Raw genomic sequence first — 18,064 nt, 5'->3', positions numbered from 1 at the left:
CTTGGTGTCGCGGGACGCCCAGTACGGATCGCGGAGGCGCCGCTTCAACGTCTTCCCGGACGAGCGGACGGTGGACGAGCTGGCCGGACTGGTCATCGGCCACATCCGCGGCTGGTCCCCCGCCATGGGCGGCGCCGATCGGGGCACGTCCATGATGGGGTGACGAAGATCGGGAGGGCGGACGTGGGCGAGTGGTTGTCTCCGGAGACGCTCAACACGGTCACGCGCTACCTCGACCTGGCCGGGGTGCTCACGTGCGGGCTGCTGGGCGGCGTGGTCGCGCGCGCCGAGGGCCTCGACCTGTTCGGCTACCTCGTCGTCGGCACCATCTCCGGGCTCGGCGGCGGCATCATCCGCGACACGCTGCTGCAGCACGGCACACCGGTGGCCCTGACGGACGCCGCCTACCTGCCGACCGCGTTCGCGGGCGCGTTCCTCGCGTTCCTGATCAGCCTCAGCGAGGAGCAGTGGGACCGGCTCTTCACCCCGCTGGACGCCGCCGTCATCAGCTTCTGGGCGGTGGCCGGCGCGCAGAAGACCCTCGCCGCCGGGCTCGGATGGTTGCCCGCCGTGCTGCTGGGCACCATCACCGCCGTCGGCGGCGGCGCGGTCCGCGACCTGCTGCGCGGCCGGGTGCCGAGCGTGCTCGGCGGCAACGCGCTCTACGCGACGGTGGCCGTGGCCGTCGCCGCCGTGTACACCGTCTGCTTTTACCTGAATGCGCCGACGATCGGGATCATCGCCGGGATCCCGCTGGGGCTGGCCTTCCGCATGATCGCCCACCGCCGGGGCTGGCAGCTTCCCGGCGGGCTGGCGCTGGAGCCGTCCACCGCGCTGCGGAGCGTCCGGAGCCGGACGCGGCGCGGCACGCGAAGGGGGAAGAGGCCATGACGACCGCCGACACCGTCCTCGCCGGGCTGGACGACGCCCGCCCGCACCTGGAGGACTTCTACACCGACCTGCACGCGCACCCTGAACTCGGTCTGGCCGAGCACCGCACGGCCGGACGGGTGGCAGAGCGGCTCCGCGCGTGGGGGTACGACGTCACCGACGGCGTGGGCGGCACCGGCGTGGTGGGCGTCCTCGCCAACGGCGACGGCCCGACCGTGCTGCTGCGCGCCGACATGGACGCGCTCCCGGTCAAGGAGGACACCGGCCTCCCCTACGCCTCGACGGCGACCGTCACCGGCGAGGACGGGCGGCCACAGCCCGTGATGCACGCCTGCGGGCACGACGTCCACGTCACCTGCCTGCTCGGCTTCGCCCGCCTCATGGCGGACGCGCGGGACGCCTGGCGGGGCACGATCGTCCCGCTGTTCCAGCCGTCCGAGGAGGACTCGGCCGGTGCGAGCGCCATGGTGCAGGACGGCCTGGCCGACCGGATCCCGCGTCCCGACGTGGCGTTCGCGCAGCACGTCCTGGCCTATCCGGCCGGATACGTCGGCGTGCGGCCCGGCCCGTTCTTCTCCGCCGCCGACAGCCTGCGCGTCACCCTGTACGGGCGCGGCGGCCACGGCTCCATGCCGCAGGCGACCGTCGACCCCGTCGTCATGGCGGCGATGTGCGTGCTGCGGCTGCAGACGATCGTGTCCCGCGAGCTGGCCCCCACCAACCCGGCCGTGGTGACCGTGGGCGCCGTCCAGGCCGGGTCGAGCCCCAACGTCATCCCGGGCACGGCCGAGCTGCTCGTGAACATCCGCACCTACGACGACGCCACCCGGCGGCACGTCCTCGACGCGGTGAAACGCCACGTCAACGCGGAGGCCGCGGCCTCCGGCGCGCCGCGCGGGCCGGACATCGAACGCTTCGGCACCTTCCCGCCGACCGTCAACGACGCCGATGTCGCCGGCCGCCTCGCGCAGGCGTTCGCCGCGCGTTTCGGCGACGACTTCCACAAGATCGAGATGCAGACGGCCAGCGAGGACTTCAGCGAGATCCCCAAGGCGCTGGACGTTCCGTTCGCCTACTGGGGCATCGGCGGCATCGACCCCGCGCTCTACGCCAAGGCCGAGGAGCGGGGCACCGTCCAGCGGGACGTGCCCGTGAACCACTCGCCGCAGTTCGCCCCCGTCGTCCAGCCCACGCTGGACACCGGCGTCACCGCGCTCACGGTCGCCGCCCTCGAATGGCTCGGCACACCCTGACACGCAGGCCGGACGGCCCGCGTCCGGGGGTGCCGGGCGCGGGCCGTCCGTCCGTCCGCGGGCGTCAGCAGGTCAGGTTGCCGCCGGCCGGGACGCCGAGGATCTGCGTGAACCGCTGGTAGGCGTTCACTCGGCTCTGGACCTGCGCCGGGTTCCTGCCGTCGCACTCCAGGGCGCCGTTGATGCTGCGGATCGTCTCGCCGAAGCCGCGTCCGTTGACCATGGCGCTGTGCCCGGTCATGGTCCCGGGACCGTTCTGGGTCATCCAGTACCAGAGCCCGGTCTTCCAGGCCACGGCCGCGTCCCGCTCGACGAGCCACGGGTTGTTCAGCAGGTCGATGCCGAGGGCGTCGCCCGCCGCCTTGTAGTTGAAGTTCCAGCTCAGCTGGATCGGACCGCGGCCGTAGTAGGCCGCCTGACCGGCCGGGCACCCGTACGGCCGGCTCGCGTCGCAGTAGTGCGGGTAGTTGCCGGTGTTCTGCTCGACGATGTGGACGAGACCGCCGGTCTCATGGTTGACGTTGGCCAGGAAGGCCGCCGCCTCCTGCTTCTTCACCGTGTCGCCGCCCGTGTTGGCGAAGGCGGGGAACGACGCCATCGCCGCCGTCAGGCCGCGGTAGGTGTAGAAGGAGTTGCGGCTCGGGAACATCTGGTTGAACTGGGCCTCGCTGACCACGAAGCCGGAGGGATCGGGCGGGTCGGGCGGCTCGGTGGAGCCGCCGCAGGTCCCCTGGTCCGTCCAGACGTAGGCGCTGCCGGGGGTCTCGTTCTGCGTCCACCATCGCGCCGCCCAGTTGTGCCCGTTGTAGGACACGGTCGCCCCGCCGGTGTAGGCGGTCGAGGCGTTCCACGCCGCCGCGCAGTCCGCGGCGGCGGCGGGCGAGGCCGGCAGGACGGCCGGCAGCACCCCGGCCGCGAGCAGCACGGCGGCGAGCGCCGTCAGTAAGCGGTGCACCTGGTCACTCCCCCGTCACTGGACCTGGAGGTCGACGCAGGCGTAGAAGGCGTTGGCGGTGTCGGCGATGTTCCAGACCGCGAGCACCTTCTGCCGCCCGCTGACGCCGCCGAGGTTGACGGTGTGGGAGACGCTGGACGGCGGCTGCTGGTCGTGGCCGTCGACGACCGCGACGCGCCGGCCCCCGACGTAGTACTCGTAGTCGGCGGTCCTGTGCCGGGCGGTGAACGTCCAGGTGAAGGTCACCGTGTTGCCGACGGTCGTGGCGCGCCACGGCAGGCTGTCGTCGTCGAGCTCGCGGAAGCGGGCGTTGCCGCCGCTGCAGCTCTGCAGGCCCTTCGGCCCTTCGACGCTCTGCGGCTCCCACTGGATGGAACCGCACTGGACGATGCGCTGCGCGCACTGGGCCTGCCGGCTCATCGGGGCCGAGACGTAGCCGTGGGCGAGGGCGGCGGTCGCCGGGAGGACGACCGCGACGAGGGGGGCGACTCCGAGGCCCGCCGCGACGGCGGCGAACCTGCGTGCTGACTTCTTCATGGCGGGGGGTCCTTGCGTGAGCGGGGTGGTCATGGACGCGCGGCTGCCACCCGGCGATGGAGGGGAGCGGGGCATGGGAGACTCCATCGGATAGGAAACTTTCCTATCGGTTAGGCGCACGGTAACCCGCCGTCCGCGTCCGTTCAACCCTCCGTCGGGACGGCCGCTCAGGGCGCGGCATGACCAGCCCAGGCGGGGAACTGAACCAGCCCGGCGCCGTCGTGAAGATTGGCGGGATCTGCCGACGGACGGGCCGGGATTCGGCACTTTTCACGCGCGCACGAGGAAGCCGGCCGTCTTTCCGACGGCCGGCTCGGCGAAAGGGGAGGCCTCCTCGTCAGCGCACGTAGATCTGCGGCTGCGCCGGAGCGGACATCCGGTCCCCGAGGAAGAAGCTCGGGTGCGGCGGCTGGTTGTAGGCGGTGTTCTGCCAGGCCAGCCCGGTCCGGTACTGGGTGTCGTGCAGCAGCGTGTAGATCTTGCGGTCGGTGACGTCCCGGGCCGTGTAGATCCGGAGCCGGGTGTTGTCGCCGGACGGCCAGACGACCTCCTCGCGCCAGTCGCCGAGGATGTCGCCGCTCAGCGACGGGACGGCCTTAGTGCCGTTGTTGGAGTGCACGCCCGATGCGGTCAGCAGCCGGGTGTCGCCGGACGGCCCGTACTTGTCGATGTGCGTGCCGTCCAGCAGCTCGCGCACCGGATCCGCGTCCCACCAGGCGAGGAAGTTGGCGGACGACGGCTTGCGCCCCGCGTTGTTGCCGGTGACGCTGCGCAGCTCCGACACCGAGGACGACCAGAACTCGGCGCCGATGCGTCCCGTCCAGATGTCCCCGGCGACGCCCCGGCCGTTGTCGCAGCAGGCGGACGTCCGCCACAGCACCTGGCCGTCGTGCGGGTCGATGTAGAGCGACGACGGCTGGCTCGACGACTCGCTGACCTTGAAGTACTCCAGCCCCGGCCGCGCCGGGTCGAAGTCGCCGAGGTGCTGGGCGTCGCCGTGGCCGGTGCGGGTCGTCCACAGGCCGTAGCCGTTGTCGTCCACCGCCATCGCGCCGTAGACGATCTCGTCGCGGCCGTCCTGGTCGATGTCGCCGACGGACAGGCTGTGCGAGCCCTGGCCGTCGTAGCCGCGCCCGGTGTTGGTGGAGCTGTCGGTGTCGAACGTCCAGCGGCGGGTGAAGTGCCCGTCCCGCCAGTCCCACGCGGCGATCACGCTGCGGGTGTAGTAGCCGCGCGCCATGATCAGGCTGGGCCGGGAGCCGTCCAGGTAGGCGGTGCCGGCGAGGAACCGATCGACGCGGTTGCCGTACGAGTCGCCCCAGGACGAGACGTTGCCGCGCGCGGGCACGTAGTCGACGGTCTGCAGCGCGGCGCCCGTCCGCCCGTCGAACATCGTGAGGAACTCGGGGCCGCTCAGGATGTAGCCGCCGGAGTTCCGGTAGTCGGCGGAGGCGTTCCCGATGACCCTGCCGGTGCCGTCGACCGTGCCGTCCGCCGTCTTCATGGCGATCTCGGCGCGGCCGTCGCCGTCGTAGTCGTACACCTGGAACTGGGTGTAGTGCTGGCCGGCGCGGATGTTGCGGCCGAGGTCGATCCGCCACAGGCGGGTGCCGTCCAGCCGGTACGCGTCGATGTAGACGTCGCTGGTGTAGCCGCTCTGGGAGTTGTCCTTGGAGTTGGACGGGTCCCACTTGAGCACGATCTCCAGGCGTCCGTCGCCGTCGAGGTCGCCCACGCTCGCGTCGTTGGCGCTGTACTCGGAGCCCGGCCGCTGGATCGGCACGTCCAGGTACCCGTCGCCTAAGCGCAGCGACGCCTCCGACGCGGCGCCCTCGTTCCCGTCCACGATCGGCCGGACGGTGTAGGAGGCGTCCGCGGGCGCGCCCTGGTCCCAGTAGTTCGTCGAGCCCGTGACAGTGGCGATCCGGGACGACCCCCGGTACAGGGCGAACGCGGTGCCGGACGGGTCGGTGCCGAGCAGCCGCCATCCGACGTAGTTGCCGCCGCCGGAGCGGGCGCTGATCAGCCCGCGGTCGAGGTCCTCGACCTGGCGGGCGGCGGCGGCGAGCGACGCGGGCGCGGTGGCGACCGCGCCCGGCACGGCGGCGGCGACCGCGCCGGCGAGGACGGCGGGCAGCAGGAGCAGGCGGCCGGTGACTCTCACGGCGACTCCCTCGGGGAGGTGGCGGGGGGCTTTCCAGCAGTTCAGAAAGCGCTTTCTATCGACCGTAGGAACCCCCCTCGCGCCCCGTCAACGCCCCTTCCACAGTCACCACCCCGCCCATGTACTACGGTTTGTAGTACATGGGTCCGGACACCGCGAGCGAGAGGGAGCGCGCCGACGGCGGCATGCGGCTGCTGAGGTCGGCGGCGTTCGCCGGCGTGTGCACGGCCGTGTCGGCGTCCGCGCACGCCGCCGCCTCCGGGACCGGGCTCCCATGGTGGACGCTCGCGGCCGGCTGGGCGGGCACGCTCTGCCTGACGGCTCCGCTGGCGGGACGGGAGCGGTCGCGGCCCGCCATCATCGCGATGCTGCTGTGCGGGCAGATGGTCCTGCACACGCTCTTCTGCGCGGGCCAGCAGCGCGCCATGCCGGACGCCCCGGCGATGCCCGGCCACCACACCACGGGCGTGGAGCTGATGCCCGGCCCGGACATGTTCGCCCTGCACCTGGCCGCCGCGTTCCTGCTCGGCTGGGTCCTGCACCGCGGTGAGCGCGCCGCCTGGCGGATGGTGCGGCTCTCGCGGCGGACGGCCGGCGCCCTCGCCGGCCCGCTGGCCGCGCTCCTGACCGCGCTCTTCGCACGGCTCCCCCTGCTCCGCCCCCTGGACGCGCGCGTCACGGCGCGCCGCCGCACCGAGGACGAGACCGGACGGGGCGAGACCCCGCTGCTGGACCACGCCGTGGTCCGGCGCGGCCCGCCCGTCCCGGCGATGGCCTGAGCCACCCCTGACACGCCGCGCCTGGAGGCGCGGCGTGCTCGCCCATGCGTCGCCGACGCTCCTCACTCGTTCTCCTTTGGAGGCTTCATGCGTGCCCTTCTGCACGCCTCTCCCCGGACGGCCGCGCCCGTCCGGCTGGCCGCCGCGGTCGCGGTGGTCTCGCTCGCCGTGTCCGCGTGCGGCGGTTCCCCGGCCGGGAGCCGGCCGGCCGCCGCGACGACCGCGTCCCCGCCCTCGTCCTCGTCCTCGTCCGGGACGGCGGTCAAGCTCGACCGGCCACTCGCGAAGCCCGCGCTGGCGCTGACCGACGATCGGGGCCGCCCCTTCGACCTGGTGAAGGCGACGGCCGGCAAGCCGGTGCTGCTGTACTTCGGCTACACCCACTGCCCCGACGTCTGCCCGACGACGATGGCCGACATCGCCAACGCGGTGAAGGGCCTGCCGGCGGCCGACCAGCGCAAGCTCCAGGTCGTCTTCGTGACCAGCGACCCGGCCCGCGACACCCCGAAGCGGCTGCACTCCTGGCTCGCCGCGTTCGACGCGCGCTTCATCGGGCTGAGCGGCGACTTCACCGCGATCCAGCGGGCGGCGCGGTCCCTCGGCGTCGCCCTGGAGAAGCCGGTGCCGACCGCCGACGGGAACTACGAGGTCACCCACGGCGCGCAGGTCATCGCGTTCTCTCCGGCCGACGACAGGGCCCATCTCGTCTACACGTCCGGGACGACGACGCGGCAGTACGCCGCCGACCTCCCGAAGATCATCGGGGGGACGGTGTGAGGCGCTCGGCCGCCGCGCTCGCGGCCCTCGCCCTCGCCGCCACCGCGACCGCCTGCTCCTCGGGCGCCGAGGAGGCCCCGGACGGCCCGCGCCTCGCGGTGAGCGGCGCCTACGTGAAGGAGCCGCCGATGAGCGACATGGCGGCGGGCTACTTCACGATCACCAACACCGGACGGGACGACGACACGCTGACCGGCGTCACCAGCGACCTCGCGAAGCACGTCACCGTGCACACCACGAAGCCGAACGGGGCGATGGCCGAGGCCGGTCCGCTGACCGTCCCGGCGGGCGGGCGGCTGGTGCTGAGCACCGGCGGCTACCACGTGATGTTCATCGGGCTGAAGCGCAAGCCGGTGACCGGCGAGACGGTCGCGATGACGCTGCGGTTCGCGACATCGTCCCCCGTCGCCGTGCAGGCACCGGTGCGGCCCGCGTCCTACCGGCCCGCACAATGACCGCGCCGAAGGGGATCACCCGGCGGCGGCTCCTCGGCACGGCGGGCGGCGCCGGGGCCGCCGGGCTCGCCGCCGGCGGTCTCGCCGGGTACCGGCGCCCAGGTGACGCCGAAAAGCCGCTCACCACCGTCGGCGCCACGGCAGTCCCGTTCCACGGGCGCCACCAGGCCGGGATCACCACCCCGCTCCAGGCGTGCGGGCATCTCGCCGCGTTCGACCTGCGGCCCGGCGCGGGCCGGGCCGCCGCGGCGGCGCTGCTGCGCCGCTGGTCGGCGGCGGCGGAGGCGATGGCGGCGGGACGGCCGCCCGCCGGTGACGACCAGGTCGCCCGCGACGCGGGACCGTCCTCGCTGACCGTGACGTTCGGGTTCGGCCGCTCGTTCTTCGGCAAGACCGGCCTGGCCGGCCGCATGCCGGACGCCCTGGTGGAGATGCCGCCCTTCTCCGCCGACGCGCTCGACCCGGCGCGCGGGGGCGGCGACCTGTGGGTGCAGGTCGGCGCGGACGATCCCCTGGTCGCCGTGCACGCGCTGCGCATGCTGGAGAAGGGCGCGGCGGGGACGGCGGAGGTTCGCTGGATGATGAGCGGTTTCGGCCGGGCGCGGGGAGCGACCGGGCGGCCGATGACGATCCGCAACCTGATGGGCCAGCTCGACGGCACCGGCAACCCGGACCCGTCCGACCCCGGCTTCGACCGGGCGGTCTTCGTCGCGGACGCCGAAGGCCCGCACGCGTGGATGAACGGCGGCTCGTACGCGGTCGTCCGGCGCATCCGGATGCTGCTGGACGCGTGGGAGCGGCTGCCCGCCGCCTGGCAGGAGCGGGTCATCGGCCGCCGCAAGTCCGACGGAGCCCCGCTCTCCGGCGGGACGGAGGAGACCCCGGTGGACCTGGCCGCGTTCGGGCCGGACGGGGCGCTCGCCATCGCCGGCGACGCCCACGTCCGGGTGGCCGCCCCGGCGTCCAACGGCGGCGCGACCATGCTGCGGCGCAGCTTCTCCTACCACGACGGCCGCCGCCCGGACGGCGCCCCGGACGCCGGGCTGCTGTTCGTCGCCTGGCAGGCGGACCCGACGGCCGGCTTCATCCAGGTGCAGCGCAAGCTGGACGGCGCGGACGGCCTCACCCGCTTCCTGCGGCACGAGTCCAGCGCGATCTTCGCCGTGCCGGGCGGGGCCCGTCCGGACGGCTATGTCGGGCAGGCGCTGCTGGAGGCTTGACCTTCGAGCCGGGTCGAAGGTCTAGCGTCGAGGCATGGCGACGATGTGGATCTCACAGCTGGCCGAGCGCAGCGGCGTCCCGGCGACGACGCTGCGGTTCTACGAGGACGCGGGCCTGCTGACCGCCGGCCGCAGCCCGGCCGGCTACCGGATGTACGGGGAGGACGCGGTCACCCGCCTGGCGTTCATCGGCTCGGCCAAGCACCTCGGCCTCCCGCTGGCGGAGATCTGGGAGCTGCTCGGGGTGTGGGAGGACGGTGCGTGCGCGGACGTGAAGGCCGACCTGCGTCCGCGCATCGCCGCCCGCCTGGCCGAGGCCGAGCACCGGCTTGCCGAGCTGTCCGCGTTCACCGATTCGCTGCACGGCGTGCTCCGGAACCTCGACACCCTGCCCGACCGGGCGGTCCCGTGCGACGCCGAATGCGGCTTCCCGGACGGCCCCCTGCCGGCCGGCACACCCGTCGACGCGCCCGTCGACACGCCCGTCGACACGCACGCCGACCAGCCGATCGCGTGCTCGCTGACCGGCGAGGGCATGACTGACCGCGTGGCCGCCTGGCGGACGGTCACCGAAGGTGCCGCGCGGACGCCGTTCCCCGGCGGGCTGCGGCTGGCGCTGCCCGCCGGCCGGGCCGCCGCCGTCGCGGAGCTGGCGGCGGCCGAGCAGCGCTGCTGCCCGTTCTTCGATTTCCGGCTCCGCTTCGCGGGCGAGATGATCGAGCTGGAGGTACGGGCCCCGGCGGACGCCGCGCCCCTGCTCACCGACCTGTTCAGCTGAAGCCCGCGCTGAAAGCCGCTCCGGAGGAGGCCCGTGCTCGTCGCCCGCTCGATCGCGCTGTTCGTCCTCGCCGCCGTCCTGGAGATCGGGGGCGCGTGGCTGGTCTGGCAGGGCGTGCGCGAGCACCGCGGCTGGGCCTGGATCGGCGCGGGCGTCATCGCGCTCGGCCTGTACGGCTTCGCCGCCACCTTCCAGCCCGACGCCCACTTCGGCCGCGTCCTCGCCGCGTACGGCGGGATCTTCGTCGCCGGGTCGATCGTGTGGGGCGCGGTCGCGGACGGCTACCGCCCGGACCGCTACGACATCGCCGGCGCCCTCATCTGCCTCGCCGGCATGGCCGTGATCATGTACGCCCCGCGCGGCGACTGACCCGCGCCCGCGCCTCCGCGCGGCGACTAGGAACCGCCCAGGTAGTCGGCCTTCAGCTGGGCCTTGTGGATCTTGCCGACGGGCGTCAGCGGCACCTCGGCGGTGATGGCGAACTGGCGGGGCACCTTGTAGTCGGCGAGGTGCTCGCGGCAGTGGGCGGCGAGTTCGTCGGCGGTGGGCGGCTCGGCGTCCGGGTGCGGGACGACGTAGAACCGGCCGACCTCGCCGAGCACCGCGTCCGGGACGCCGATCCCGGCGGCCATCGCGACCTTCGGGTGCGCGGTGAGGACGTTCTCGATCTCGACCGGGTACACGTTGAAGCCGCCCTGGATGTACATCTCCTTCTTGCGGCCGCGCAGGACGAGGTGGCCGTCCGGCTCCATCTCGACCATGTCGCCGGTGGCGAGCCAGCCGTCCGGCAGGAACACCTCTGCGGTCTCGTCCGGCATGTTCCAGTAGCCGGCGGTCACGCAGCCGCCGCGGACCTGGAGCTCGCCGGCCTCGCCCGCCGGGAGGGCGGTGCCGTCCGGGCCGGTGACGCGGCCCTCGAAGTCGCCGATGATCACGCCGAGGGTGCGGGCGACGGTCTCGGGCTCGTCGTCCGGCCGGGACAGCACGCACGCGCCGGAGGTCTCCGACAGCCCGTACAGGCCGTAGAGGGGCACGCCGGGGAACCCGCGCCGGATCGACTCGGCGAGCGCCGGCTCCACGTTCGACCCGCCCGCCATGCACAGCCGGACGGACGAGACGTCGTGGTCGGCGAAGTCGGGCCGGCCGAGCATCAGCACGTACATGGTCGGGACGGCGCCGAGGAACGTCACCCGGTGGCGCTCGATGGCGCGGAGCGCTCCGTCCGGGGAGAAGGCGGGCAGCAGCGCCACCGACCCGCCGCTGACCAGCGCGGCCATGAGGGTGCAGGTGATGCCGCCGACGTGGTTGAACGGCAGGTGCCCGAGCAGGACGTCGGTGTCGTCCATCGCGAAGTGCTCGGCCTGCGCGCGCGCCGAGGCCAGCATGCTCCCGTGCGTGATCACCGCGCCCTTGGGCCGGCCGGTCGTGCCCGAGGTGTAGAGGATCATCAGCGGGTCGGACGGCTCGACCGCGCCGCGCGCCGCCGCCAGCCCGGCCGGGTCGGCGGGCGTCGCGGCCAGCTCGTCGAACTCCGCGCCGAAGTAGACGTAGTCGGTGACGCCGGGCACCTGCGGCCGGAACTCCTCGAAGAACGCCGCGAAGTCGAAGCCGGGGACGGCGGGCTCGCTGACGACCATGCGCGCGCCGCTCTGGCCGAGCATGTACGACAGCTCCTGGTCGCGGTAGCGCACGTTGAGCGGGGCGACGACGGCGCCGATGCGCGCCGCGCCGAAGAACACCGCCAGCCACTGCGGGGTGTTGAGGCCGAGGAGGCCGATCCGGTCGCCGCGCTGGACGCCGCGGGCCAGCAGCCCGGCCGCCACCCGGTCGGTCAGCTCGTCGAACTCGGCGTAGGTGATGGTCTCGTCGCCGTCGTGCAGGAACGCCTTGCCCCGCGCCGCCGCCTCTTCCAGCGCGGCCCCGACCGTGCTCGCCCGCATGCTGCCGCCTCCCCTTCGGCGCGCCGCCTGCGACGCGTCCGATCCCGTCCCGTCTTCAACGATCACGTACTGGGAGCTTTCAGCCGACACCCGGACACCCCTCAGGCTTTGCGGCCTACCCCCGCATAGAACCAGATCGGGAGGGCCTCTTCCAGGGTGATGGACCGTTCCGGGCGCCACAGCGGCGCCCAGACGATGCCCGGGTCGAGGATCTCGAAGTCGCCGAACAGCCCGGTCACCTGCTCTTTGGTGCGGGCGGTGCCGGGCGCGGACGTCCGCTTGTAGACCTCGACGACCTTGGCGACCACGTCGGGGACGCCGTCGGCGGAGGCGTGGGTCAGCGCCAGGTGGCTGCCGGGGGCGAGCGCGTCGCGCAGTTCGGCCATGATGCCCTGCGGGTCGTCCTCGTCCGGGATGAAGTGCAGGGTCGCGACGAGCAGCAGCGCGATCGGCTTGTCGAAGTCGAGCAGCCGCCGGATCTCGGCGTTCTCCAGGATCGCGCGCGGGTCGCGGGCGTCGGCCTGGATCATCCGCGTGCCGGGGGAGTCGGCGAGGATCGCCCGCCCGTGCGCGACGACCTGCCCGTCGTAGTCGACGTAGGCGACGCGCGCGGCGGGGTTCACCGACTGCGCGATCTGGTGGACGTTCTGCTGCGTCGGCAGTCCGGTGCCGATGTCGAGGAACTGGTCGATGCCCTGCTCGGCCAGGTACCGGACGGCGCGGCCGAGGAAGGCCCGGTTCTCCCGGAGCAGGGTCAGCAGCGTCGGATCGGCGGCGATCGCCTCGTCGGCGGCGGCGCGGTCGGCGCCGTAATGATCCTTGCCGCCGAGGTAATAGTCGTACATCCGCGCGATGTTCGGGACGTTCGGGTCGAAACCGCTCGGCTGCGGGCGCTGACCTGCCACCAGTTCTCCTCACAGCCGCGGACGCGGGCCCGCGGCCCTACCAGGCTACGCGATCTTGACGCCCTCCCCCGCCTGAAGGCGGGGGATTCCAACCCGTCCCCTATACGGAGAGGAGAGCGGGTTGAGGTTCGCGGTTCACCGGCCCACCCAACGGCGTGCCTCCCCGCGCGGCCACCGTGCGCCCCACGGCGGTGTCCTTGATGTTGCGGGCGACGTTGACGTCGGCGTTGGCCAGGTGCCCGCAGGCAACGCACCGGAACACCGCTTGGCTCTCGCGGTTGTCCCGGGCGCGGTGCCCGCAACTGTTGCAGGTCTGCGACGTGTACGCCGGGTCGACCTTGACGACCCGTCCTGGCGCCTTGTGCTCCAACCGGGCCACCAGTTGCCCCCACCCGGCGGCCAGGATGCCCCGATTGAGCCCGGCCTTCTGCCGGACGCCAGGCATGCTGTTCCACGGCCAGGTTCCAGACGTACCGGGCGTGCGAGCAATGCTCCGGCAGCCCCGCCTCCTGGGCAGGGGGCGGGCACAGCCGGTACCGGGACACGCTCCGCAACCTACCGACCACCACCGACAAAACCAGGAGACCACAGCACCGCATCGTGCCGCGTCCCCTCCCCGCCCTGAAAGACGGGGTCTCCACGCTCAGGTATCAGATGAACGCTCTTCACGCCGGATCGGTTCCGCCGGATTCTCGTCAAAGATCAGCCAGGTGCGGGTGGAGCGGACCCCTTCCACGGCGTGGATGCGGGCCAGGACGACGTCGCGCAGCGAGGCGTTGTCAGGTGTGCGGACGAGCATGACCAGGTCGACGTCCCCGCCGACGAACGCGAGGTGCTCGATGTGCGGGACGTCGCGGAGCTGGGCCGAGACCTTCCGCCAGGAGTTCTGCTCGATGTTGACCAGCACGTAGGCCGCCGTGCCGAGCCCCGCGCGGACGGGATCGACCCGTGCGGTGAACCCGGTGATGACGCCGTCGGCAACGAGCCGCTCCACCCGCGTGTAGGCGTTGGAGCGGGAGACGCTGACCCGCTCGGCGAGGGCGCGCATCGACATCCGGCCGTCCGCGCGCAGCTCCCGGATGATCGCCTGGTCGAGGGCGTCGAGCGGGGCCGCCGAATGTCCGGTTTGCCGGTGGCCGGGTACGGGTTCGGGAGACAGTTGGTCCATCAGAGCTCCGCTGGTTGGCCGAATGTCCTGGATTTGGGCCGTCTATTGAGACTTATGGCTGACCTGGTTCATATTCCTAGCACCGATCGAGTGCGGAGGTGGAGGCGGATGACGGGTCGGGTTGAGGCGCTGCTCCCCTCGGCGGAGCCCGTGCGGTTCCTGACCGACGGCGGCGCGGCGGTGCGCGGGAAGCGGCCCTACCCGGTGCCGGACCCGGAGCTGCTGCGCCGGGCGCACCGGGCGATGGTCGTCGGGCGGCGGTTCGACGCGCAGGCGACCGCGCTGACCAAGCAGGGCCGGCTGGCGGTGTACCCGTCCAGCCACGGGCAGGAGGCGTGCCAGGTCGGCTCCGTCCTCGCCCTGGAGGACGGCGACTGGTACTTCCCCACCTACCGCGAGTCGATGGCGCTGGTGACGCGCGGAATCGACCCGGTCGAGGTGCTCTCGCTGCTGCGGGGCGACGCCCACTGCGGCTACGACCCCGTCCGCCACCACACCGCGCCGCAGTGCACGCCGCTCGCGACGCAGACCGTCCACGCGGCGGGCGTCGCGTACGCGGAGCGGCGCAAGGGGACGGGTCGGGTCGCGCTCGCCTGCGTCGGCGACGGCGCCACCAGCGAGGGCGACTTCCACGAGGCGCTGAACTTCGCCGCCGTGTTCAAGGCGCCGGTGGTGTTCCTCGTCCAGAACAACCAGTACGCCATCTCGGTGCCGCTGGAGCGGCAGACCGCCGCGCCCTCCCTCGCCCACAAGGGCATCGGGTACGGGGTGCGGTCCGAGCGGGTGGACGGCAACGACCCGGTCGCGGTGCTCGCCGTGCTGGCGGCGGCCGTCGAGCACGCCCGCGCCGGGCATGGACCGTTCCTGGTCGAGGCGCTCACCTACCGGCTCGAATCGCACACCAACGCCGACGACGCGTCCCGCTACCGGACGGACGCCGAGGCGGACGAATGGCGCGGACGCGACCCGATCGCCCGGCTGGAGCGCTACCTGCGCCGCCGCGGGCACCTCACCGACGCGGACGTGGCCGCGGCGTCGGCGGAGGCCGAGGAGTTCGCCGCGCGGCTCCGGGACCGGATGAACGCCGACCCCGAACTCGTCCCGCTGGGGATGTTCGAGCACGTCTACGGCACCCCGACCCCGCAGCTGGACGAGCAGCGGGCGCAGCTCCGCGCCGAGATCGAGGCCGAGGAGGCGCTGTCATGATCACGATGGCCCAGGCGCTGAACACGGCGCTGGCGGACGCCCTGGACGAGGACGAGCGCGTCCTGGTGTTCGGCGAGGACGTCGGCACGCTCGGCGGCGTCTTCCGCGTCACCGACGGCCTCGCCGCCAAGTTCGGCGACGACCGCTGCTTCGACACCCCGCTCGCCGAGTCCGGCATCGTCGGGTTCGCCGTCGGCATGGCGATGGGCGGGTTCCGGCCCGTCGTGGAGATGCAGTTCGACGCGTTCGCCTACCCCGCGTTCGAGCAGATCGCGTCGCACGTGGCGAAGATGCGCAACCGCACGCGCGGGCGGGTCACGCTGCCGATCGTCATCCGCATCCCCTACGCGGGCGGGATCGGCGGCGTCGAGCACCACTGCGACTCCAGCGAGGCGTACTACGCGCACACGCCCGGCCTGAAGGTCGTCACCCCGGCCACCGTGGAGGACGCGTACTCCCTGCTGCGCGAGGCGATCGACGACCCGGACCCCGTCGTGTTCATGGAGCCGAAGAAGCTGTACTGGTCGAAGGCCGACCTCGGGCGGCTGGACCGGACGGAGCCGTTCGGCCGCGCCGCCGTCCGCCGCTCCGGCCGGGACGCGACGCTCGTCGCGTACGGGCCGAGCGTGCCGGTCGCGCTGGAGGCGGCGGCCGCCGCGAAGGACGAGGGCTGGGACCTGGAGGTCGTCGACCTGCGGACGATCGTCCCGTTCGACGACGCGACCGTGGCCGCGTCCGTGCGGAAGACGGGCCGCTGCGTCGTGGTCGGCGAGGCCGCCGGGTTCGCGGGCGTGGGGGCGGAGATCGCGGCCCGCGTCCAGGAGCGCTGCTTCCACAGCCTGGAGGCGCCGGTGCTGCGGGTGACCGGGTTCGACATCCCGTACCCGCCGCCGATGCTGGAGCACCACCACCTGCCGAGCGTCGACCGCATCCTCGACGCGCTGGACCGCCTCCAGCGCGACGACCGCCCCGACACCCGTTACCTGGGTGGTGTGGCATGAGCGAAGCGAACCGGGGGGCGCGGGGGGTCGTCCCCCCGCAGGGGACACGCGTGAGCACGACGGTCTTCAAGCTCCCGGACCTCGGTGAGGGGCTCACCGAGGCGGAGATCCTGGAGTGGAAGGTGTCGGTCGGCGACACCGTGGCGACCGACCAGATCATCGTCGAGGTCGAGACGGCGAAGGCGGCGGTGGACGTCCCGGTCCCGATCGCCGGCACGGTCGCGGAACTGTTCGCCGAGGCGGGCACGGTCGTGGACGTGGGCTCCCCGCTGATCGCGATCTCGACCGAGGACGGCGCCGCCTCCGACGACGCCGCATCCTCCTCCGACGATGCCGCCGCCGAGCGGTACCGGGAGGAGGAGCGGGCCGGTTCGGGCAACGTCCTGGTCGGCTACGGGACGACCGAGACCCGCCGCTCCCGCCGCCGCGTCGCGCAGCCGCCCCCGGCCCCCGCCCGTCCTGCGGCGGCGAAGGACGAGGCCCCGCGCGTGATCTCCCCGGTGGTGCGCCGCCTCGCCAAGGACAACGGCGTCGACGTCGCCGCCCTTACCCCGACCGGCCCCGGCGGCGTCATCCTCCGCCGCGACGTCGAGCAGGCCATCACGGGCACCGCCCCGCCCGCCGAGGAGCACCGCGAAACGGCCGATGTCGTGCGCGTCCCGCTGAAGGGCGTCCGGCGGACGATGGCGGAGAAGCTGTCCCGCAGCCGCCGCGAGATCCCGGACGCGACGACCTGGGTGGACGTGGACGCGACCCGCCTGGTCAAGTTCAGGAAGAAGCTCGCGATGGCCGACCCGGACGCCGGCGTCGGCATGCTGGCCCTGTTCGCCGCGATCTGCGTCGCGGGGCTCCGCCGCTTCCCCGAGCTGAACGCCTTCGTGGACACCGAGCGCGAGGAGATCGTCCGGCTGCCGCACGTCCACCTCGGGTTCGCGGCGCAGACCGAGCGCGGCCTGGTCGTGCCGGTCGTCCGGGACGCGCACCTGCTCTCGCTCGCCGACCTGGCCGCCGCGCTGCGCGCCCGGACGGAGGAGGCCCGCGACGGCCGCCTCTCCCCGAGCGACCTGACCGGCGGCACGTTCACCCTCAACAACTACGGCGTGTTCGGCGTGGACGGCTCGACGCCGATCATCAACCATCCGGAGGCGGCGATGCTCGGCGTCGGCCGGATCGCCGAGAGGCCCTGGGCGCACAAGGGGGAGGTGCGGCTGCGCCAGGTGACGCAGCTGTCGTTCACGTTCGACCACCGGGTCTGCGACGGCGGCGTCGCGGGCGGCTTCCTGCGGTTCGTCGCCGACTGTGTGGAACGCCCCGAGATGCTGGTCAGTCGCCGGTAGCCGCCGCGCGGCGGCGCAGCCCGTCGAACGCGACCTTGCAGAGCGCGTCGGCGATCTCCCCCCCACTCGCGCCGCCGCGCGGCCTGTACCACTCGATCAGCGAGTTGACGAGGCCGAACAGCAGCCGGGCGGTGATCGCCGGGTCGATGTCGGCGCGGATGTCGCCCTCCGCCTCGGCCTGCGCGACCAGCGCGGCGACCAGGTGGTCGAATTCGCGGCGGCGGGCCAGCGCCCGCTTCTCGACGGCGGTGTTGCCGCGCACCCGCAGCAGCAGGGTGACGAACGGCTGCCGCTCGACGAGGACGGCGACGCTCGCGCGCACGAGGTGCTCCAGCCGGTCGATGGCGCGGCCCTCCACGGCGGCGGTCTCCGCGGCGGCGGCGAACAGCCCGTCGAGCGCCCGGTCGACGGCGAGCTGGAGCAGTTCGTCCTTGCCGGCGACGTGGTGGTAGATCGCGGACTTGCCGATGCCGAGCCGCTTGGCGAGGTCGTCCATGCTGGTGCCGTCGTAGCCGCGCTCGTTGAACACCTTGACGGCGACCAGCAGCAGCGACTCCTTGTCGTAGCCCGGCCGCCCCCGCCGGTTCGCCCGCGCGCCGCCCGTGTTGCTCACGCGGCCATTATCGCAGCACCGAACGCCGTTCAGCTCTTCTCCCGGGGCCCGTTCCGGGGTTAATATCTGACTGAACGGACGGTCA

Annotated in this window: 20 protein-coding genes and 1 pseudogene; 12 read left to right on the top strand and 9 right to left on the bottom strand. The window is 73.2% G+C overall.

Annotated features, from left to right (window positions below; genetic code table 11):
• The first annotated feature begins 4 nt into the window (after positions 1-4).
• Genes HUT06_RS02900 through HUT06_RS02890 form a run of 3 tightly spaced genes read left to right on the top strand, consistent with a single transcriptional unit; the run spans position 5 to position 2,144 of the window.
• Positions 5-163 carry a hypothetical protein gene (locus tag HUT06_RS02900; protein WP_176194275.1) on the top strand — a complete coding sequence of 53 codons (159 nt, stop codon included), beginning with the start codon at positions 5-7 and terminating at the stop codon, positions 161-163.
• Between the two features lie 20 nt (positions 164-183).
• Positions 184-891 carry a trimeric intracellular cation channel family protein gene (locus HUT06_RS02895; protein WP_176194274.1) on the top strand — a complete coding sequence of 236 codons (708 nt, stop codon included), beginning with the start codon at positions 184-186 and terminating at the stop codon, positions 889-891.
• Positions 888-2,144: an amidohydrolase gene (locus HUT06_RS02890; RefSeq protein ID WP_176194273.1), complete on the top strand. Its 1,257-nt coding sequence runs from the start codon at positions 888-890 to the stop codon at positions 2,142-2,144. The genes HUT06_RS02895 and HUT06_RS02890 overlap by 4 nt, the downstream gene beginning before the upstream one ends.
• 64 nt (positions 2,145-2,208) lie before the next feature.
• Here HUT06_RS02890 and HUT06_RS02885 read toward each other — a convergent pair whose 3' ends face one another.
• The 3 genes from HUT06_RS02885 to HUT06_RS02875 all read right to left on the bottom strand — a co-directional run bounded on the left by HUT06_RS02885 (position 2,209) and on the right by HUT06_RS02875 (position 5,800).
• Positions 2,209-3,099, bottom strand: coding sequence for a glycoside hydrolase family 19 protein (locus HUT06_RS02885; protein WP_176194272.1), 891 nt, complete (start codon positions 3,097-3,099; stop codon positions 2,209-2,211).
• A gap of 15 nt (positions 3,100-3,114) precedes the next feature.
• Positions 3,115-3,636: a lytic polysaccharide monooxygenase auxiliary activity family 9 protein gene (locus tag HUT06_RS02880; protein WP_176194271.1), complete on the bottom strand. Its 522-nt coding sequence runs from the start codon at positions 3,634-3,636 to the stop codon at positions 3,115-3,117.
• Between the two features lie 337 nt (positions 3,637-3,973).
• A complete protein-coding gene (locus HUT06_RS02875; RefSeq protein ID WP_176194270.1) occupies positions 3,974-5,800 on the bottom strand; it encodes a rhamnogalacturonan lyase in 1,827 nt (608 codons plus the stop codon).
• A 140-nt stretch (positions 5,801-5,940) separates the two neighbouring features.
• On the opposite strand from HUT06_RS02875, the gene HUT06_RS02870 reads away from it, so the two are divergent.
• The 6 genes from HUT06_RS02870 to HUT06_RS02850 all read left to right on the top strand — a co-directional run bounded on the left by HUT06_RS02870 (position 5,941) and on the right by HUT06_RS02850 (position 10,178).
• Entirely contained in the window at positions 5,941-6,579 is a 639-nt protein-coding gene (locus HUT06_RS02870; RefSeq protein WP_176194269.1) for a hypothetical protein, read from the top strand.
• Between the two features lie 87 nt (positions 6,580-6,666).
• Positions 6,667-7,356 (top strand): SCO family protein, encoded by a 690-nt coding sequence (locus HUT06_RS43670; RefSeq protein ID WP_217711163.1) that lies wholly within the window; start codon positions 6,667-6,669, stop codon positions 7,354-7,356.
• Entirely contained in the window at positions 7,353-7,811 is a 459-nt protein-coding gene (locus HUT06_RS43665) for a copper chaperone PCu(A)C (RefSeq protein WP_217711162.1), read from the top strand. Before HUT06_RS43670 ends, HUT06_RS43665 begins: the two co-directional genes overlap by 4 nt.
• On the top strand, positions 7,808-9,031 hold the full coding sequence (gene efeB, locus HUT06_RS02860; protein ID WP_176194268.1) for an iron uptake transporter deferrochelatase/peroxidase subunit: 1,224 nt from the start codon (positions 7,808-7,810) through the stop codon (positions 9,029-9,031). The genes HUT06_RS43665 and efeB overlap by 4 nt, the downstream gene beginning before the upstream one ends.
• 34 nt (positions 9,032-9,065) lie before the next feature.
• A complete protein-coding gene (locus HUT06_RS02855) occupies positions 9,066-9,809 on the top strand; it encodes a MerR family transcriptional regulator (protein WP_176194267.1) in 744 nt (247 codons plus the stop codon).
• A gap of 33 nt (positions 9,810-9,842) precedes the next feature.
• Positions 9,843-10,178, top strand: coding sequence for a YnfA family protein (locus tag HUT06_RS02850; RefSeq protein ID WP_176194266.1), 336 nt, complete (start codon positions 9,843-9,845; stop codon positions 10,176-10,178).
• Between the two features lie 26 nt (positions 10,179-10,204).
• Here HUT06_RS02850 and HUT06_RS02845 read toward each other — a convergent pair whose 3' ends face one another.
• The 5 genes and pseudogenes from HUT06_RS02845 to HUT06_RS02825 all read right to left on the bottom strand — a co-directional run bounded on the left by HUT06_RS02845 (position 10,205) and on the right by HUT06_RS02825 (position 13,822).
• The gene (locus HUT06_RS02845; RefSeq protein ID WP_176194265.1) at positions 10,205-11,749 is read right to left on the bottom strand and encodes a class I adenylate-forming enzyme family protein; all 1,545 of its coding nucleotides are present in this window, start codon (positions 11,747-11,749) and stop codon (positions 10,205-10,207) included.
• A gap of 101 nt (positions 11,750-11,850) precedes the next feature.
• A complete protein-coding gene (locus HUT06_RS02840; protein ID WP_254714945.1) occupies positions 11,851-12,654 on the bottom strand; it encodes an SAM-dependent methyltransferase in 804 nt (267 codons plus the stop codon).
• 100 nt (positions 12,655-12,754) lie between these two features.
• Positions 12,755-13,099, bottom strand: a complete 345-nt coding sequence (locus HUT06_RS02835) for an RNA-guided endonuclease InsQ/TnpB family protein (RefSeq protein ID WP_368406942.1) — start codon at positions 13,097-13,099, stop codon at positions 12,755-12,757.
• Between the two features lie 37 nt (positions 13,100-13,136).
• Positions 13,137-13,253: pseudogene (locus HUT06_RS45520) on the bottom strand (hypothetical protein); the annotation flags it as partial.
• Positions 13,254-13,297: 44 nt separating this feature from the next.
• Positions 13,298-13,822: an Lrp/AsnC family transcriptional regulator gene (locus tag HUT06_RS02825; RefSeq protein ID WP_176194264.1), complete on the bottom strand. Its 525-nt coding sequence runs from the start codon at positions 13,820-13,822 to the stop codon at positions 13,298-13,300.
• Between the two features lie 108 nt (positions 13,823-13,930).
• Between HUT06_RS02825 and pdhA the strand changes: the two genes are divergently transcribed.
• The 3 genes from pdhA to HUT06_RS02810 are packed head-to-tail and all read left to right on the top strand — an operon-like array spanning position 13,931 to position 17,366.
• Positions 13,931-15,028 (top strand): pyruvate dehydrogenase (acetyl-transferring) E1 component subunit alpha, encoded by a 1,098-nt coding sequence (gene pdhA, locus HUT06_RS02820; RefSeq protein WP_217711161.1) that lies wholly within the window; start codon positions 13,931-13,933, stop codon positions 15,026-15,028.
• On the top strand, positions 15,025-16,029 hold the full coding sequence (locus tag HUT06_RS02815) for an alpha-ketoacid dehydrogenase subunit beta (RefSeq protein WP_176194262.1): 1,005 nt from the start codon (positions 15,025-15,027) through the stop codon (positions 16,027-16,029). The genes pdhA and HUT06_RS02815 overlap by 4 nt, the downstream gene beginning before the upstream one ends.
• A gap of 50 nt (positions 16,030-16,079) precedes the next feature.
• Positions 16,080-17,366 (top strand): dihydrolipoamide acetyltransferase family protein, encoded by a 1,287-nt coding sequence (locus HUT06_RS02810; RefSeq protein WP_254714944.1) that lies wholly within the window; start codon positions 16,080-16,082, stop codon positions 17,364-17,366.
• Here the strand turns inward: HUT06_RS02810 and HUT06_RS02805 are convergent.
• Positions 17,353-17,979 (bottom strand): TetR/AcrR family transcriptional regulator, encoded by a 627-nt coding sequence (locus HUT06_RS02805; protein WP_176194260.1) that lies wholly within the window; start codon positions 17,977-17,979, stop codon positions 17,353-17,355. The two genes, HUT06_RS02810 and HUT06_RS02805, sit on opposite strands and share 14 nt — an antisense overlap.
• Positions 17,980-18,064 lie beyond the last annotated feature (85 nt).

Origin of the sequence: Actinomadura sp. NAK00032 (assembly GCF_013364275.1) — a bacterium.
Taxonomy (GTDB): Bacteria; Actinomycetota; Actinomycetes; order Streptosporangiales; family Streptosporangiaceae; genus Spirillospora.
Note: the sequence above shows the minus strand (reverse complement) of the source record. Positions and strands in the feature narration are given on the sequence as shown.

Excerpts from the sequence above, each read along its gene's own strand:
- HUT06_RS02845 (WP_176194265.1), bottom strand. The coding sequence starts at position 11,749 with ATGCGGGCGAGCACGGTCGGGGCCGCGCTGGAAGAGGCGGCGGCGCGG.
- HUT06_RS02855 (WP_176194267.1), top strand. The coding sequence starts at position 9,066 with ATGGCGACGATGTGGATCTCACAGCTGGCCGAGCGCAGCGGCGTCCCG.
- HUT06_RS02815 (WP_176194262.1), top strand. The coding sequence starts at position 15,025 with ATGATCACGATGGCCCAGGCGCTGAACACGGCGCTGGCGGACGCCCTG.
- HUT06_RS02870 (WP_176194269.1), top strand. The coding sequence starts at position 5,941 with ATGGGTCCGGACACCGCGAGCGAGAGGGAGCGCGCCGACGGCGGCATG.
- HUT06_RS02880 (WP_176194271.1), bottom strand. The coding sequence starts at position 3,636 with ATGAAGAAGTCAGCACGCAGGTTCGCCGCCGTCGCGGCGGGCCTCGGA.
- HUT06_RS02825 (WP_176194264.1), bottom strand. The coding sequence starts at position 13,822 with ATGGACCAACTGTCTCCCGAACCCGTACCCGGCCACCGGCAAACCGGA.
- HUT06_RS02890 (WP_176194273.1), top strand. The coding sequence starts at position 888 with ATGACGACCGCCGACACCGTCCTCGCCGGGCTGGACGACGCCCGCCCG.
- pdhA (WP_217711161.1), top strand. The coding sequence starts at position 13,931 with ATGACGGGTCGGGTTGAGGCGCTGCTCCCCTCGGCGGAGCCCGTGCGG.
- HUT06_RS43670 (WP_217711163.1), top strand. The coding sequence starts at position 6,667 with ATGCGTGCCCTTCTGCACGCCTCTCCCCGGACGGCCGCGCCCGTCCGG.
- efeB (WP_176194268.1), top strand. The coding sequence starts at position 7,808 with ATGACCGCGCCGAAGGGGATCACCCGGCGGCGGCTCCTCGGCACGGCG.
- HUT06_RS02835 (WP_368406942.1), bottom strand. The coding sequence starts at position 13,099 with ATGCCTGGCGTCCGGCAGAAGGCCGGGCTCAATCGGGGCATCCTGGCC.